Annotated in this window: 15 protein-coding genes and 1 pseudogene; 9 read left to right on the top strand and 7 right to left on the bottom strand. The window is 72.2% G+C overall.

Features of this window, described 5'->3' with window-relative positions; genetic code table 11:
- Window positions 1–118 precede the first annotated feature (118 nt).
- The gene (locus ACIRFH_RS15185) at window positions 119–1,435 is read left to right on the top strand and encodes a wax ester/triacylglycerol synthase domain-containing protein (protein ID WP_403520561.1); all 1,317 of its coding nucleotides are present in this window, start codon (window positions 119–121) and stop codon (window positions 1,433–1,435) included.
- Window positions 1,436–1,455: 20 nt separating this feature from the next.
- On the opposite strand, the gene ACIRFH_RS15180 is transcribed toward ACIRFH_RS15185, so the two are convergent.
- Window positions 1,456–2,838, bottom strand: coding sequence for a flavin-containing monooxygenase (locus tag ACIRFH_RS15180; protein ID WP_403520559.1), 1,383 nt, complete (start codon window positions 2,836–2,838; stop codon window positions 1,456–1,458).
- A gap of 633 nt (window positions 2,839–3,471) precedes the next feature.
- Here ACIRFH_RS15180 and ACIRFH_RS15175 point away from each other — a divergent pair.
- Window positions 3,472–4,014 (top strand): NUDIX hydrolase, encoded by a 543-nt coding sequence (locus tag ACIRFH_RS15175; RefSeq protein ID WP_403520793.1) that lies wholly within the window; start codon window positions 3,472–3,474, stop codon window positions 4,012–4,014.
- 259 nt (window positions 4,015–4,273) lie between these two features.
- On the opposite strand, the gene ACIRFH_RS15170 is transcribed toward ACIRFH_RS15175, so the two are convergent.
- Entirely contained in the window at window positions 4,274–5,437 is a 1,164-nt protein-coding gene (locus ACIRFH_RS15170; protein ID WP_403520557.1) for a serine hydrolase domain-containing protein, read from the bottom strand.
- Window positions 5,438–5,694: 257 nt separating this feature from the next.
- On the opposite strand from ACIRFH_RS15170, the gene ACIRFH_RS15165 reads away from it, so the two are divergent.
- On the top strand, window positions 5,695–6,081 hold the full coding sequence (locus ACIRFH_RS15165; protein ID WP_403520555.1) for a BlaI/MecI/CopY family transcriptional regulator: 387 nt from the start codon (window positions 5,695–5,697) through the stop codon (window positions 6,079–6,081).
- A gap of 6 nt (window positions 6,082–6,087) precedes the next feature.
- Entirely contained in the window at window positions 6,088–7,020 is a 933-nt protein-coding gene (locus ACIRFH_RS15160; RefSeq protein WP_403520553.1) for a M56 family metallopeptidase, read from the top strand.
- A gap of 259 nt (window positions 7,021–7,279) precedes the next feature.
- Here ACIRFH_RS15160 and ACIRFH_RS15155 read toward each other — a convergent pair whose 3' ends face one another.
- Window positions 7,280–7,735, bottom strand: coding sequence for a tellurite resistance TerB family protein (locus tag ACIRFH_RS15155; RefSeq protein WP_403520551.1), 456 nt, complete (start codon window positions 7,733–7,735; stop codon window positions 7,280–7,282).
- A gap of 268 nt (window positions 7,736–8,003) precedes the next feature.
- Here ACIRFH_RS15155 and ACIRFH_RS15150 point away from each other — a divergent pair, with 268 nt between their 5' ends.
- From ACIRFH_RS15150 to ACIRFH_RS15135, 4 genes are all read left to right on the top strand, one after another.
- Entirely contained in the window at window positions 8,004–8,384 is a 381-nt protein-coding gene (locus ACIRFH_RS15150) for a nitroreductase family deazaflavin-dependent oxidoreductase (protein ID WP_403520549.1), read from the top strand.
- Between the two features lie 6 nt (window positions 8,385–8,390).
- Window positions 8,391–9,275 carry an SDR family NAD(P)-dependent oxidoreductase gene (locus ACIRFH_RS15145; RefSeq protein WP_403520547.1) on the top strand — a complete coding sequence of 295 codons (885 nt, stop codon included), beginning with the start codon at window positions 8,391–8,393 and terminating at the stop codon, window positions 9,273–9,275.
- A gap of 195 nt (window positions 9,276–9,470) precedes the next feature.
- Window positions 9,471–10,760: a polyprenyl synthetase family protein gene (locus ACIRFH_RS15140; RefSeq protein ID WP_403520545.1), complete on the top strand. Its 1,290-nt coding sequence runs from the start codon at window positions 9,471–9,473 to the stop codon at window positions 10,758–10,760.
- A gap of 255 nt (window positions 10,761–11,015) precedes the next feature.
- Window positions 11,016–11,252 carry a hypothetical protein gene (locus ACIRFH_RS15135; protein WP_403520543.1) on the top strand — a complete coding sequence of 79 codons (237 nt, stop codon included), beginning with the start codon at window positions 11,016–11,018 and terminating at the stop codon, window positions 11,250–11,252.
- 153 nt (window positions 11,253–11,405) lie between these two features.
- Here ACIRFH_RS15135 and ACIRFH_RS15130 read toward each other — a convergent pair whose 3' ends face one another.
- From ACIRFH_RS15130 to ACIRFH_RS15115, 4 genes and pseudogenes are all read right to left on the bottom strand, one after another.
- On the bottom strand, window positions 11,406–12,380 hold the full coding sequence (locus ACIRFH_RS15130; protein ID WP_403520541.1) for an alpha/beta hydrolase: 975 nt from the start codon (window positions 12,378–12,380) through the stop codon (window positions 11,406–11,408).
- A 472-nt stretch (window positions 12,381–12,852) separates the two neighbouring features.
- Window positions 12,853–13,440: pseudogene (locus ACIRFH_RS15125) on the bottom strand (zinc-binding dehydrogenase); the annotation flags it as partial.
- A 75-nt stretch (window positions 13,441–13,515) separates the two neighbouring features.
- On the bottom strand, window positions 13,516–13,914 hold the full coding sequence (locus tag ACIRFH_RS15120) for an Imm7 family immunity protein (protein ID WP_403520539.1): 399 nt from the start codon (window positions 13,912–13,914) through the stop codon (window positions 13,516–13,518).
- Between the two features lie 202 nt (window positions 13,915–14,116).
- On the bottom strand, window positions 14,117–14,713 hold the full coding sequence (locus ACIRFH_RS15115) for a TetR/AcrR family transcriptional regulator (protein WP_403520537.1): 597 nt from the start codon (window positions 14,711–14,713) through the stop codon (window positions 14,117–14,119).
- A gap of 167 nt (window positions 14,714–14,880) precedes the next feature.
- Between ACIRFH_RS15115 and ACIRFH_RS15110 the strand changes: the two genes are divergently transcribed.
- On the top strand, window positions 14,881–15,858 hold the full coding sequence (locus tag ACIRFH_RS15110) for an alpha/beta hydrolase family protein (RefSeq protein WP_403520535.1): 978 nt from the start codon (window positions 14,881–14,883) through the stop codon (window positions 15,856–15,858).
- Window positions 15,859–15,993 lie beyond the last annotated feature (135 nt).

The following is a 15,993-nucleotide window of genomic DNA, read 5'->3' as shown; positions in this document are numbered from 1 at the left end:
GAGAGCGGGTGCCCGGGGATCCGTCCGGGACTCGCCCCGGACGGATCCGAGACGGATATAAACCGTCCTGACTCCGGGCCGATGGTCCGAAGCGACAGGTCCACCACTGGAGCCCCCGATGCCGGCGTTCGTCCCGTCCCCCCGATCCGCCTCCTCCCCCGGCCACCCCACGCACGCGGTCGACCGCGCGTTCCTCAGCATGGGGCGCCGTCACCCCGATGTCCGCTGGGACGCCGGTGGCATCGCGTACCTCAGCGGTCCGCCGCCGAGCCTGGCGGACCTGCGCGCGTACGCCGAGCACCGCCTGGTCGAACTGCCCCTGCTCACCAGCCGTGTCGAGGGTGGTCGGCGGCGTCCCCGGTGGCTGCCGGACCCGGACTTCTCCATCGACCGCCATGTGCACGAGGTGGTCGCGGAGGGACCCGAGGGGTGGGACACCGCCCTGCACACGGCGCTCAACGCGCCCTTCGGGCCCGGCGCGTACTGGGGCGTCTGGTTGATCCACGGCCACGCGGCCGACGAGTACGCCGTGTGCCACCGTTTCCACCACGCCTGCCAGGACGGTGCGGCCGCCGCGGTGACCTTCCGGACCATGCTGGGCGGCGGGGAGTTCTCCGCCCGTCCGGTGCCGGGCAAGGGACGCCTGACGGGTCTGCCCCGGCGGGTGGGCACGGCCGTCGGTCTCGGTGCCCTGTTCGCCGCCGCCGCCCTCACCGTCCGCGGCCGCCGTCCGGACGTGCCCTTCCTGCCCTCGGGAGAACGGCGGCTGTGGCGGGGCCGCGTACCGGCGGACACCCTCCGCCGCATCGGCGCGGCGCGCGGCGGGTCCGCCCACGACGCCCATCTGGCCGCGCTGGCCGGGGCGTTGTCGGCCTGGTCGGACCGGTCCGGGGTGCCGCTGCCCCGGGTGACGGCGCTGGTGCCCTTCGACGCGCGCCGCCCGGACGAGGAGCAGACCTGGGGCAACCGCTGTTTCGCCCTGCCGCTGGAGCTGCCGGTGCGGACCGGCCCGGGACGGGGTGCCGCCGCCGGGGACGGTGCCTCGCCCGGGCGGCGGCTCGACCACGTCATGGCGAACACCCGCAGACTGCGGGGCGCGGCGTCCCGGCAGGCCATCCAGGACCTGGTCCGCTGCATGCCGGACGGTCCGACCGAGTGGTACCTGCGCAGGATGCTCTCGCCGCGCGTCACCGACGTGATGGCGACGTCCATGCCGATCGCCGACAAGGCCGGCCTGGGCGAGACCCCGGTGACGGGCGTCGCCCTGCTCCCCCTGCTCGTGCCGGGCCACCTCTTCGGAGTGGGCCTGTCCTTCTTCGGTGACTGGGCGGACGTCTCCTTCGTCACCGACCGCGCCCTGCCGCTCGGGGAGTCGCTTCCGGAACTGTGGGAACGGGCCGTGGGCGAGCTGGAGGACACCCCCGCACCTGCGTGACCGGCGCCGCGCCCCTCGCGTCAGACGGGGCCGGCCGCCGAGGCCGGTTCCGCCGCGGACGGCTCCGGGGCCGGGGCGACGGCGCGGGCACGACGCCTGCCGGTCCGGCGTTCCCGGCGCAGGGCCCTCAGACAGGCCCGGAAGTCGGTCTCGATGCCGTGGCGGTACGTGGACACGTAGCTCCTGCGGTGGCGGCGCCGCTCCCGTTCGACGGCCCGCTCCATGTCGGCCGGCGACGGCAGGGCGGCCACGCCCTCGATGAGTTCGGCGATCCACCGCGCCTGCGGTTCGAGCAACGGGAAGGCCGCGCCGGAGGGCTGCGCGAGGCCCATGAAGTAGAGCCCGGGGATGCGGGGCGGGACCGTACGCAGGTACAGCTCCGTGCGGCCGTCCGGGTCGGCGGCGAACAGGGAGGGGTCGAGGAAGGGGAAGGAGATCCGGTAGCCCGTGGCGTAGAGGACCGCGTCCACCGGTTCGCGGGTGCCGTCCGTGAAGACCGCCGTGCCGGGGCCGAAGGAGCTGACTCCCGGCTTCGGGGTGACCGCGCCCCGGGCCAGTTGGACGAGGAGTTCGTCGGAGGACGAGGGGTGGCAGGCGAGCGGCCCGCGGGCCGGTTCGGGGAGCCCGTAGCGGGACGGGGCGCCCCGCGTGAGGCGCAGGAGGAGGCGCAGTGCCGGTTCCTTGAGGAACCGCGGCAGGTCGGACAGCGGGCTCGCCGCCAGGTGGTCCGCCGGGCGGCCGAGCAGCATCTTGGGGAAGATGTGCGTCGTGTCGCGGGCGGACAGGAAGGTGCGTGCCGCCGTGCGCGAGATCTCCGCGGCGATCTCGCACGCGGAGTTGCCCATGCCGATCACCAGCACCCGTCGATCGCGGTAGGGACCGGGGGTGCGGTAGTCGTGCGAGTGGACCACCGTGCCCTCGAAGCCGTCGGCGCCGGGCACGGCCGGCTCCGGCAGGCGCGGGTCCCAGTGGTGTCCGTTGGCCACCACCACGTCGGTGTAGCGCCGGGTCTCCCCGTCCGTGACGCCGCGGCGCCGGACGGCCACCTCCCAGCCGCCGCCGTCCCGGGGCCGTACCGAGGTGACCTCCGTGCCGAAGGTGATGCGGCGGTGCAGCCCGGACGAGGCGGCGTACTCCTCGAGGTAGGCCAGGACCTGGCTGTGGTGCGGGAAGACCGGGTACGTGTCCGGCATGGCGAGGGAGGAGAAGGACATGCTCTCCTTCGAGACGTTCGCGTGCAGCGACGCGTACACGCCCGACATGCCGTTGTCGTTGCCGTAGCGCCAGAGGCCGCCGATGCCGGAACCGGCCTCGAAGCAGTCGAACGGGACGCCCCGCGAGGCGAGGACCTTGCCCGCGGCCAGGCCGGACGGCCCGGCGCCGATCACGCACGTTCTCCGCATGTCTGGTCGACCTTCCTGGTACGTGACGGCTCGGCCCACGGAACGGTGCTCGCACGCGCCCCCGGGACCGGTCACGCTAGCCGTCCCGGTCGTCCGCGAACCGCTCGCGCCGGGGGAATCCGCCGCAGGCCTGACACGGTGCGTACCGGGTTGACGCCGGGCGGCGCGTCCCTCTTTCGATGCCGTTTCCTCCGCCCCGCACGGTCGTTGGGGTCGCGCGAACGGTGTCGCCGTGCACGCCACGGCCTGCGCGAGCTCCACCCGGTCACCTCGGGAGCCCCTCGTGCTCGCGGCGGTCCTGTTCCACGCGGCCCCGGCCCACGGCACGCTCGGCGTGGTCCTCGGGTCGGTGCTCCGCCGCGAGGCGGGGCATGCGCGCCGTCCTGGTGATCGGTGCCATCGGCGTCGCCCCGCGGAACCCCTCGGCTCCTGGGGCTCACGGCGGCGTCGGGCGCCGGGGCGGTGATGTGTCAGGACGGCCCCCGCCCGCCGTACGACGTCCACGGTGAGGAATCATTCGGGAGACCCGGGCGGAACGGTCGGGGTACCGGGCCCGGCCGCTCGCCCTTCTACCGCTCTACCGCGGCAGGAGAGCCGGTGACCGTCCGCCCTCCCGAGGAGAGCAGGCATGACATGCGGTGGACGGTCCACGGTGAACACACGCTTCACGACACTTCCTGGGTGCGGCTGCGCTCACTCGACGTGGAACAGCCGGACGGCACCCGGACCGACTACCACGTCGTGCGGCTGCGGGACCTCGCCGTCACGGCGGCCGTGGACGGCCGGCAGCGCGTCCTGATGATGTGGCGCCACCGCTTCGTCACGGACACCTGGGCCTGGGAGCTGCCCATGGGCCTGGTCGAGGACGGCGAGACGCCCGAGGCCGCCGCGGCCCGGGAGCTGGAGGAGGAGACCGGATGGCGCCCGGGGTCGATGCGGGAACTGATCTACGCGCAGCCGGCGGCGGGGATCACCGACTCCCAGCACTTCGTGTTCCGCGCGGACGGGGTCCGGTACGTCGCCGAGCCGACGGAACGCAACGAGTCGGACCGGATCGAGTGGTTCCCGCTGGACGAGGTCCGCGGCATGATCGCGCGCCGGGAGATCGTCAGCAGCGCGACGCTCGTCGGCGTGATGGCGCTCCTGCTGGACATGCAGGCCGACCCCACCGGATAGCACCAGCCTGCCGGTCCTCCCCGGAAGACCTCCGTGGTCGTATCGGGCGGAACCGGTCCGTCCCCGATCGGTACGGGTTCGGCGATGACCTTCCGGGTGGTGGTCAGGGTGGCAGGTGGTAGGCCCCCACCACCCGGCCCGGCCTCCACGCCGGCGCTCCGGCCGGCCGGAGCGGGCCTGGCCGGCGTGGCCGTGGGCCCGCACCGGCGCGTCGCACGGGAACGGCCGGGTGCGGGGCGCCGACCGGGGGTCGCCCACGTCACTCGCAGAACGCGGTGTCCACGGCCGCCACGACCGCCTTGGCGGCCTTCTCGGCGTCGCCGAAGGTGCCCGGCAGCGCCGTCACCGCGAGTCCGACGGAACGTCCGTCGTCCGTGGCGCCGCCGCGGGTCTCGTATCCTTCGATGTCACCGCCGTGTCCCCAGTACACGCCGCCGCAGCTCAGCGGGACACTGATGATGCCGAGCCCGTACCGCCACCCGGGGAACACCGGGGCGTCGACGGTCCTGCGCATCTCGGCGAGCTGTTCGCGGGGGAGCAGCCTGCCGTCGACGAGCGCCCGGGAGAACTTCGCCAGATCGCTGGGGGTCGAGATCATCTGTCCCGCGGCGCCGCCCCAGGAGGGGTCCATCTCGGTCGCGTCGACGACGTTCCCCTTCTCGGTGTCGCCGATCGCGTACCCGTGGGGGTGGGGGCCCTTGATGGTCTGGTCGCCCGGCTGCGGCCAGTAGGTGTGGCGCAGCCCCGCCCTCCTGATCACGCGGCGGGTGATCTCCTCCTGCACGGGGCGCTCCGTCACCCGCTCGATCAGCAGGCCCGCCAGCAGGTAATTGGTGTTGCTGTACTCCCACTTGGCGCCCGGCGCGAACTTCGCCGGATGCGCCAGCGCGGCGGCGAGCAGGTCGTGCGGCTGGAAGAACCTGTGCTGCACCTTCTCGAAGCTCTCCACGCCTATGTACTCGGTGTAGTTGGGGATCCCGCTGGTGTGCTGCAGCAGCTGCCGGACGGTGATCCTCCTGCCGTCGATGCCCTCGCCCCGCACCAGGCCGGGCAGGTACGTCTCGACCGGCGCGTCCAGCTCCACCTTGCCCTCGGCCACCAGTTGCAGGACGACCACCGCGGTGAAGGTCTTCGTGTTGCTCGCCGCCCGGACCTGGCCGTCGTGGGGCACGGGGACCTGCCGGTCCAGCCGGGAGGAACCGGCCACCAGGGACGTCTCGCGCCCGTCCTTGCCCACCCAGGCGAGCGCGGCCGGGAACTTCTCCTGGCGCACCAGCGAGTCGAGGCTCTCGCGCAGCGCCCTGTCCTTCGGGGGGTGGGTCACCGACGCGCTGGTGCCGGCCACGGCGGTGGAGCTCATCAGCCCCACCGCCGCCGCGACCAGCAGTCCCCTGCGCACCTTCGAGGTGGTCTTCGCCCGCATCACGTGCTCCTTCTCGGCTCTTCGCCCGGATCGGCACCAGCCATGCTGTCCGCACCCGGCACGAAGATCACTGCTGCTGACCACCGGATCACAGGTGTACCCAGCACCACCCCGGAGGGGGTGCGAGGCCCGGACGGCCTCCTCCGGACAACCCGCCTTCTACAATTTTGTAGACGATGTGGTGCGGTGGGCGGCCGCGAGGGCGTCTATACGATGGACCGCCCGTGACCTCGGGGCAGACGGAAGGGAGACGAGGCGTGACGGACCGGCAGGGTTCCCGGCGACGGGGGCAGGGAGAGCTGGAGGCGCTCGTCCTGTCCGCGTTGCGCGAGGCGGACGGCCCGGCGAGTGCGGGCTGGGTGCAGGAGCGGCTGGGCGGGGACCTCGCCTATACGACGGTGGTCACGATCCTGACCCGGCTGCTGGCCAAGGGTGTGGTGACCCGTGAGCGCTCCGGTCGGTCCTTCGCCTGGACCCCGGCCTCGGACCAGGCGGGCCTGGCCGCGCACAAGATGCGCAAGGTGCTGGACGGCCGGAGCGACCGTGAGGCGGTGCTGGCCAGCTTCGTCACCTCCCTGGAGCCGGACGACGAACGACTGCTGCGGGAGCTGCTGGATCAGGCGAAGGGCGAGAGGAAGCACTGAGGCCTCATGGGAGTGTTCGTCTTCCTGCCACTGGTCCTGCCGCTCACGGCATGGCCGATCGCTCGCCTGGCCGAGCAGCGGCTGCATCCGCGGACCGCGACCCGGCTGCTGACCGTGGTGGCCGTGGTGATGGCACTGTGCAGCACGGTGTGCCTGGGGCTGCTGATGGTGATCGGCACCGCGCAACTGCCCGGCAACCCGTTGCCCGACGGCTGGTCGGACCCCGAGGTGCGCGAGGCGGTCCCGCACGACGAGGTCGCCGGGAAACTGGCCATCCCGGCGCTGCTCGCGGTCCTGCTCGCCTGCGGCCGCGCGCTGTGGCGCCATGGACTGGTCCGCCGCCGCGCCCACCGGGCCCTGGCCGGGCTGCCGGACACGCAGGTGGCGGTGCTGTCCGACGAGATGCCGTACGCGTACGCCCTCCCCGGGCGGCGCCGGGGACGGGTGGTGGTGACCACCGGCATGCTGTCCCGCCTCGAGCGTGCCGAGCGACGCGCCCTGTTCGCCCATGAGCGCGCCCATCTCACCGCCCGGCACCACCGGTTCCTGCTCGCTGTCCAGCTGGCCGCGCGCGCCAACCCGTTCCTGCTCCCGCTGCGCACGGCCGTCTCCTACACGGCGGAACGCTGGGCGGACGAGGAGGCGGCACGGACGGTCGGCAGCCGCCGGGTCGTGGCATGCGCGATCGGCAAGGCGGCCCTGGTCCCGCGCGGCACCCCGACCGCCACGCTCGCGGGCTTCGCCGCGCCGGGCCCGGTGCCGCGCCGGGTGGCCGCCCTGCTCGGCCCCGCGCCGACGCCGCACACCTGGCCGTCGGTGTTCACCTCGGTGGGCCTGGCCGCCTGGGGCGCTGCCGTCGGGGCCGCGGTCTCCGCGCTGTCGTCCGCGAACTCGGCGGTGACGATGGTGCTCATCCTGCACGCGGCGACACCGCTCTGAGGGACCCGGGACAGACCTTGTCCACGGGCACGTGGATGCCCCTGGCACCCGCCTCCCCCGGGCGGCCGGGACCGCCGCCGCGGACGCGAACAGCGCCGGCCGGTCAGCGGGCCGACCGACGCGGGTCCGGAACGTTCGCCGGCCGGAGGCGCACCTCCCCGTCGAGCCACCCCGGACGAGCCTGCGTGCCGGGATCCGCCGCCGACGGCGCTCGTGCCGGGCTGCCATCGGCGGGCCGGCACGAGCGCCGCGGAGGTGGTCAGAGGTCGAACTCGTGCGGCGGCAGATCGAGGGTGAAGCACGCCTCGCGCACGACGGCCTGTTCGGTCTTGTCGAAGTCGCCGTCGGCACCGCCGATGACGATGCCGATCTGGACGACCGCACGCGCCTCGGCGGGCTTCTTCTTCGCCTTGGCGATCTCCTGCAGCACACTCACCTTGCCGAAGGCGAAGTCGGTGGTCAGCTTGCTCAGGTTCTCGTCGAAGCGCCGCTGCAGGTCCATGGCGTCGAAGTTCCGCAGCACCTCGTTGGTGGCGATCAACTGGGCCACCCGCTGCCGCTCGGAGGGGTCGATGGTGCCGTCGGCGGCGGCGACCAGGGCGCACATCGCCATGCTGGCGTCGCGGAAGGCACCACTCTTGAGGTCGTTCTTCTTTGCCACGAGCTGAGCCTGCATCGTCGACGCGGACTCCTTGAGGCGGTCCCACAGGGCCATGAGAACTCCAGACATTCGGTCGGCGGGGCCGCTCCGACGGCGGTCCGCGCCCATAAATTTCTACAGCAATGTAGTAACTGACAGCCCGGCGGGAAAGTTCCGGTGATCTCCGGCAGATCCATGAGCCGAAGCCGCCCGTCCGCCCTCCGGACGCCACAGCCGTGAAGCCGGCACCAGTCCCCTCTTCCGGCGATACGCTCCACTGCTCCTGCCGCCGGTCGACCGGCTGGTCTTCCGGTGCACGCGTGGGCGGTGGATGCCCAGCAGCATGGCCTTGTCCGCCCTGCTCCCGCATACCACCGACCGTCACGGCCGTCCCAGGAACACCCCTCCGGCCACCGCCCGGACCGGGCAGGACCGTTTCCTGTTCATGGGGACCGACTTCGGCCGCCCCCGACACCCCGCCTGGTCGCAGGACCTCCTGCGCCACCCGACCGCCACCGTGACCTGGCGCGGCCACGCCTTTTCCGTCCATGCCCGCCGGCTCACCGCGGAAGAGCTGCACGCGGCCCGCCCCGGCATCCTGGCGGCCGTGCCGGTCTTCGACGACTGCGCGGCCGCCAGCGGCCGTGACACCCGGGTCTTCCTGCTCCCCCCGGCCCACGACAGCCGCCTGCCACCCGTGACCTCGACCAGGCCACGTCGTTGAGCTGGCGTGCGAGCACGACACGGCGACGAGACCAGCCTCCTCCCCCGGCCCGACCACACCGGTGGGGCTCCGGCCGCCGTGATCACCGGCGCAGGACGCGGTCCGGGACAGGCCATCGCACGCCGGCTCCACCGCGACGGCTACCAGCTGGTCCTCGGTGACATCGACGGGCCCCGGGCCCGGGCGACAGCCGATGAGCCGGACACCCGGCACACCGCCGTGGAAGCGGACATCACCCGCAGGGACGCAGCCGATGAGCCGGCCGCTGTCGCGACGGAACGCCACGGTCGCCCGGGCGTACGGGGCGACAACGCCGACGTGATGCCCCTCGGCCGGTTTCGCCACCACTCGCCCGACGTGCTGCCCTACGCCTGCGAGGTCAACCTGGGAGGCATCGTACGAGGCTCTCGCGCAGCCATCGAGCACATGCGCCCCCGAGGCGGTGGGCGCATCATCGAAATCGCCGGCATCACGGCCGTCAAGCCTCTGGCGGGATTCGCCGTCCACGGCGCCACCAAGGCAGCAGTCGTGTCCTTCTCCCAGAGTCCGCGGCGTGAACTCCGCCACGGCAGCATCCACGTCACCGCCGTCCTCCCGCACATGATCACCACCCCCATGGCGCCTGGCATCGAGCCACGCCTGCTGCGTCCCCTGGGCGCCTCACACGTCGCGGACGCCGTCGCACGGGCCATCACCAAGCGCCGCGCAACCGTCCACGTCCCCCGTACGGCGCGCTTTCCGGCCCGGACAGCCCTTCTCCCCCAACGCGTCCAGGACGTCACGGACGACATCCCGCGGATGGACGACGTCGCCTCGGCCGTTGGAACCCCCGTCCGTGCCCCCTACGACGACGAACTCATCGCGCACGCCGCACGAAGCACCACTGCCTGAGTCCGCAGCGGCCCGTTCACCGTTCCGACCACGCAGCACTTCCACGCGGCTTCCGGCACAGACCGCGGACAGCAGGGAGGCCACCGGCAGCGCTGCCGGTACCGAAGGCTCGGAAGAGCACTGGATGCCGACGCGGCCCCGCATGCCCCGGCAGCGACGTCAGGCCCACGAACCGCAGCCACAAGCAACCTGGACATGTTCCGCACCGAGCAGATGGAGACATTGATGTCCGCCGGGCAGCAAGGCGACCTCACTCACGAGACGATCCCGCCCCAGGGCCGGCAGCACACCGCACAGCCCCGCCCCGACACCCCGCAGGACGACCAGCCTCCCCGGCCCCACCGGCGTGATGCCGCCCTGACCGGACAGAGCACGACGCCGGACGACCAGACCCCCTACACCCCGCAGTCGCTGGAACGGGATATCAACCACCTGTACCCAGCCCTGCCGCACCCCCGGACGACCAGGGATCTCCTGCCCCCCGCGGAGGCGGAGAACCTCCTGCCGGAGACCGAGCGACGCCTCCAGGAGCGGCTGCACGCGACGCTCGTCGCACCGGTACGCCAGACCGTGGACCACGGCGGCCGGCTCTGGAGACCGGTGCTTGCGGCCACCGTGGTCGACGCGCTGGGTGCCGACAGTCTCTCCTACGGGCCGCTGTGGGCCTCCTGCGAACTCCTGCACACCGGATCACTGATCATCGACGACATCCAGGACGAAGCCCCCCTGCGCCGTGGACGCCCCTGCGCCCACCTCGTCCACGGCACCGCCACCGCCATCAACGCCGGCACCGCCGCGTACTTCGCCTTCGACCGGGCCATTCGCCAGACCCTGCCCGAGAACCCCCGCCTGCGGACAGCCGTGTACGAGACGTACCTCAGTGCTCTGCGGGCCGCGCACGCGGGTCAGGCTCTCGACCTCCAGGGACACCAGGAGGAGATGACCGCCGCGCTGGAGACCGGGGACACCAGCGTTCTGAAGCAGTTGGTGACCCTCACGCACCGGCTGAAGTCCGGCGCGCCCGTCGCCGCGGCGTTTCGCATCGCCGCCCTGGTGGCCGCAGCCGACACCGCTCAGTGCGACGCGCTCGCCGCTCTGGGCGAGGCCGTCGGCACCGCGTACCAGATCACCGACGACGTCGCCGACCTGCACGGTGTCAGGCGTCAGAACGCCGTGACCAAACGCGTGGCCGAGGATCTCCTCAACGCGAAAGTCACCTACCCCCTCGTCCACGCCATCGCATGCCTGCCCCGGGACGAGGCCCACCGCCTGTGGCACCAGGTGCGCTCAGGCCTGGATCCGGACGGCGCGGCGCGTGCCGCACACCGAATCGCCGACTGCGGCGCCCTCGACGTCTGCGTGGAAGAGGCCGACCTGATGGTCCGCAAAGCGTGGGAAACGGCTTCCGCTCTGCTTCCCCCCTCATCATCCGCTGTGGCCCTGGGCAGGCTCTGCACCCAGGCACTGCGCACCCGAATCGCCTGATCGCCGAGCCCGTAGGGCCTACTGGCGGCCGCCGCAAGCGAGAGGTCACGCCGACCGGCTCTTCTACGCCGTGCGGGGCTCGCGGTCTGCCACGGTCGGCCGATCCGGGGACGGCCTGTCCATGTCCCAGCTGGCTCTTCTCTCCGTGCCGGCGGAGGATGCGGAGGGCGAGGGCCTGCCCGTCAGCCGGCCGGCCGCCGGCGCCGAGATCAGCCTGCCCACCGCGACCCGCATGCTGCAGCAGCTGGCAGGAACGTGGTCACCCGACGCCGTGCACCGCACGACGAGCGTCCGGTCCTCGTCCGGCTCACCGAGGACGGCGCGGAACGCCTCACCACCCTGCGGGCCGAGCTGCGCGCACGCCAGTATGCCGCCCTGTCGCAGTTCGCACCGCAAGAGCGGCACGAGCTCGCCGCCCAACCGCGCCCTCTCGCCGGCATCATCGGCGAGACGGTCCCCGGAGCAGCCGGATCGGCGGCGGACGAGGGCTGAGCGCCCAGGGCCACGAGGTCTCCCTGCGGCAACGCTGAAGTGGCGGCCTCTCGGCGGGCGCCGAGCCAGAACCCCGACTCGTGAACGGAGCCGGTGCCGCGTCGACGCCGAAGGTCCGGCTTCATGCGCTCCTGCACCGAGGAGCGCGCGGGATCAGTTGTCGTGGAGTGCGGTGCGGAGGAAGTCGACAGCGACCTTGCGGGCGACGTTGGCGGCGCGGGTGTCGCGGAGGCTGTCCAGCAGGAGGAAGTCGTGGACCATGCCGGCGACGCGGATGGAGGTGACGTCGACGCCGGCCTCGCGGAGCTTGTTGGCGTACTGTTCGCCCTCGTCGCGCAGGACGTCGGCCTCGTCGGTGATGACCAGGGCGGTCGGCAGGCCCCTGAGCTGGTCGAGGGTGGCCCGCAGGGGGGAGGCGTGGTGCTCGGCACGCTGGGCGGGATCGGTGGTGTAGGCGTCCCAGAACCATTTCATGCCGTCGCGGGTGAGGTAGTAGCCCTCGGCGAACTGCAGGTAGGACGGGGTGTCGAAGCCGGCGTCGGCCACCGGATAGAGGAGACACTGGGCCTTGAGGCCGATACCGCCGCGCTCCTTGTTCATCAGCGCGAACACCGCGGACATGCACCCTCCGACCGAATCGCCGGCGACGGCGACGCGTGAGGTGTCCAGGCCGTGGTCGGCTCCGTTCTTCAGGACCCACTGGCCCACGGCGTAGTTCTGCTCGACCTGGGTGGGGTACTTCGCCTCGGGAGCCCGGTCGTAGACAGGGAAGACGCCCGCGGCGCCTGCCCCGACGGCGAGTTCGCGGAAGAGGCGGTCATGGGTCTTTTCGTCGCCGAAGACCCAGCCGGCACCGTGGATGTAGAACACCACGGGCAGCGGTCCGGTGGCCCCCTTGGGGCGGATGATGCGGGTGCGGACGGTGCCCCACTCGCCCGTGTCCACGTCGACCCACTCCTCGTCGACCTCCGGGCGCGGCACGCTCTCGTCGCTCTGCAGGCCGAGGAGGATGTCACGGCCCTTCTCGGGCGGAACCTCGTAGATCCGGGGATGGGGGTCGGTCGCGTCGCACAACTCCTGTGCGGCCGGCTCGAGGTAAGGGGTGATCGGAGGAGGAAGCTCGGTCATGTCCACTCCATGGCAGGGGCACACAAGTGCCTCGGTGCTGTGGCCTCACCGGCCGCGGACGGCGGCCGCTCCCGGGCGTCGACGCCCGACTCCATCGTTCGTGCCCGGTTCGCTCACCGCAACCCGGCCATGGGCGACGCCATGCACGACATCCGGCGCGGGGCGTCCGTGCCCTCCTCCGTATCGCGGCACCCTCGTATCGCGCGGACAGCCGTGCCGCAAACGCCCTCGGCGATGCGCTTGCCGTGAATGGATACCCGCGCCCCCGTCCTGCGACGACGATCCAGGGACTCGGCGCGACTCTGCCGGCCTCGGGTTCGGCGGACAACGCGACGGGCGGCCCACGCGTCTTCCAGTCCCATGACTCCCGCCGAATCCTCATCCGCCCCGGGCAGCGTCGGCCGGGCGAACCGATCGACTGTTCTCGGCGTTGGGGCGGGCGTTCCCCGGCGTCCTTCCCGAGGGCTCGGTTCAGCGTCGCGATGTCGATCACGAACCGGTAGCGCACGTCAAAGGACAGGACGCGCTCGTACGCCTCGTTGGTCTTCTCGGCCGGGATCACCTCGGTCCCGGAGCCGATGCGGTGCTCGGCGCAGAAGTCGAGCGTCTCCTGCGTTTCGCGGATGCCTCCGATCAAGGAGCCGGCGAGGGCGCGCTGTCCGCCCAGCAGGGAGAAGACGTTGGCCAGGACGCCGTCGGTGGCGGGCAGCGACAGGCAGGCGTCGAGGTCGATCCTGGCGCTCACCGTGTCGACGATGACGTCGAAGGAACCGGCGAGCTGCTCGAAGGTGGCCGGGTCGCTGGTGGCGTGGTAGTGGTCGGCGCCCAGTCGCAGGCCGTCGTCCTTCTTCCTGGGCGACTGGGAGAGCACGGTGACCTCGGCTCCCGTCGCGTGTGCCGGTTTGACGGCCATGGGGCCGAGTCCGCCGAGGCCGACGACGGCCACCTTCCCGCCGTGGCCGACGCCCCAGCGGCGCAGCGGCGCGTAGGTGGTGATGCCCGCGCACAGCAGCGGTGCGGCGGCGTCGAGTCCGATGCCGTCGGGGATGCGGAGGACGAAGTCCAAGGACAGCCAGTCGGCGTCGGTCAGTCCGTGAGTCAGACCCGGCGGGGAAGCCACCACACATCCTCACTGTCAGTTCTCGATCACCGGATCGCACGGCGAGAGGAACGGATCCAGGCGCTCCTCGACGGCCCCCCTGCGCATGACACGCACCCGGAACGCGTTGTCGGCGTTCGGGATGTCGCCTTCGTCCGAGCGGTCGTAGAGGAGCCCCCACGAGCCGGGGAAGCGACGCGCGATGTACGCCACCAGTTCGTCCAACCGCCCGGCCTCGTAGCCGATGCGGTTGGTCTGACCGGTGGCCGTGACGACGTGCAGCCCGTTGAAGACGTCGAGCACGACCTTGCGGCTGGAGGACCACTGGACCGCGTCGATCCGCGCACGCAGCTCCTCGACACCGGCCCTCAGGGACTGCGAGTCGTCCTCGTACGGGCCCTCGGAGACACCGAACCAGCCATGGAACTCGTACATGCCCTCACTCCAGCGCAGTCGTGTCGAACACCGGCTCGACGCCGTACCGGCGTCCGTGTTCCCGGAACTTGTCGATCACGCCGGAACCGGGCGGTCCGTCCGAGTGGAAGTACGGCGTGCGGCCGCTCCGGATCGCTGAACCGGTGCGGGTTGTGCACGTACGCCGTCGGGTTGGGCCCGGGCGCGATGCCGCTCGTCGGCATCAGGACGCGGGAGACGGCCGAAGCCCCCGGAGGAGGAGAGCGATCAGGCGTCGGGGATCGTAGCGGGAGTCGTCGTCGCGTCCGACGCAGAGGTTGCCGATGCCGCGCATCAGCTCGTACGGCTGCGTACCGGGCCGGATGTCGCCGGCCTCGACCGCGGCGTCGAGCAGTTCGGCGCAGACGGGCAGCAGGCGGTCGAGGAAGTAGTCGTGCAGCGCGGCGAAGCGGTCGTTGTCGGACTGCAGGGCGTCGGCGAGTCCGTGCTTGGTGACGAGGAAGTCGACGAAGAGGTCGATCCACTCACGCAGCGCGTCGAACGGAGAGTCCGTGCTGGCCAGCAGGTTCGGGCCGGCCTCGGCGCATGCCTCGATCTGGTGGCGGTAGACGGCTGTGACGAGATCCGCCCGGGTCGGGAAGTGGCGGTAGATCGTGGCCATGCCGACACCCGCCCGGGCGGCGATCCGGCGGATCGGCGCGTCGACGCCGGAGGTGACGAACACCTCGGCGGCGGCGGCCAGTACCGCCTCCCGGTTGCGCTGGGCGTCGGCCCGCTTGCCTCGGGAGGGCGACTTCCCCGCAGGGCTGTCGGTGGTCACCGTGTACTCCTTCCACACCGATTGACAAAGCGGAGCACCGCTCCGGATACTAATCGGAGCAGCGCTCCACTTCAGGTTAACCGAAGCGGGGTGCCCCTGTCCGCCCTGCCCGCCGCCGATCGCAGGAGACCGGCGGACGACAGGCACCACCGAAAGAGAACCCCATCGTGAGCACATCCGCCTCCACGTCCACCGCCACCGCCACCGGCGCCTTCGGCGCGCCCGCCCCGGTCCTGTCCTTCAGCCCCGTGGTCCTCCCGGTGCCCGGACGCCCCGTAGACCTCCACGTACGCGTCTCCGTACCCGCCACCGGAACCGGCCTCCCCGTCGTCCTCCTCTCCCACGGTCACGGTCCCTCGAACAACCTCTCCTCGCTCAACGGCTACGCGCCCCTCGCCGACTTCTGGGCCGCCCACGGATACGCCGTCATCCAGCCCACCCACCTCACCTCCAGGACACTGAGCCACCTGGTCGCCGACGCACCCGGCGCACCCGACTTCTGGCGATCCCGCGCCGAGGACATGACCCACATCCTCGACCGGCTCGACGTGATCGAACGCACCGTGCCGCAGCTCGCCGGGCGGATCGACCCCGCCAAGGTCGCCCTCGCCGGACACTCGCTCGGCGGCTTCACCGCCGCCCTCCTGCTGGGCGCCGGACTCACCGATCCCGACACCGGGGACGTGGTGCACCTCGCCGATCCCCGGATCAAGGCCGGCGTCCTGCTCGCCGCGCCCGGCAGGGGCGGCGACGCCTTCAACGGGCCCATGGCTAAGCAGTGGCCGGTCATCGGCGCCGTCGACTTCTCCACCATGACCACACCCACGCTGGTCGTCGCCGGCGACAAGGACGACCCCCGGCACTTCACGGACATGGGACCGGACTGGCACGCCGACCCCTACACCCTCGCCCCCGGCCCCAAGACCCTGCTCACCCTGTTCGACGCGGAGCACGGACTCGGCGGAATCGCCGGATACGACGCCGCCGAGACCACCGACGAGAATCCCGAACGGGTCGTCGCCCTCGCCCGGCTCACCGCGGCCTACCTCCACACCCGGCTTCACCCCGGCGCCCCCACGTGGCAGGCCGCGTGCGAGGCACTGACCACCGGCCCCCACGCCGTAGGACGAGTCGAATCCAAGTAGGCCCCCGCGCCGCCGGGCGCACGGGCTCGGTCAGCAGGCCGGCACCCGACGACGGCACCGGGGCAGCCGGCCGCCCCGGTGCGAAGTACCTCGGCAGAAGTCCCCGCCGATGCCGCCGTATTCGCTGCCCGAGCG

Origin of the sequence: Streptomyces sp. NPDC093586 (assembly GCF_044764905.1) — a bacterium.
Taxonomy (GTDB): Bacteria; Actinomycetota; Actinomycetes; order Streptomycetales; family Streptomycetaceae; genus Streptomyces.
This window is presented reverse-complemented; position numbering and strand designations above follow the sequence as displayed.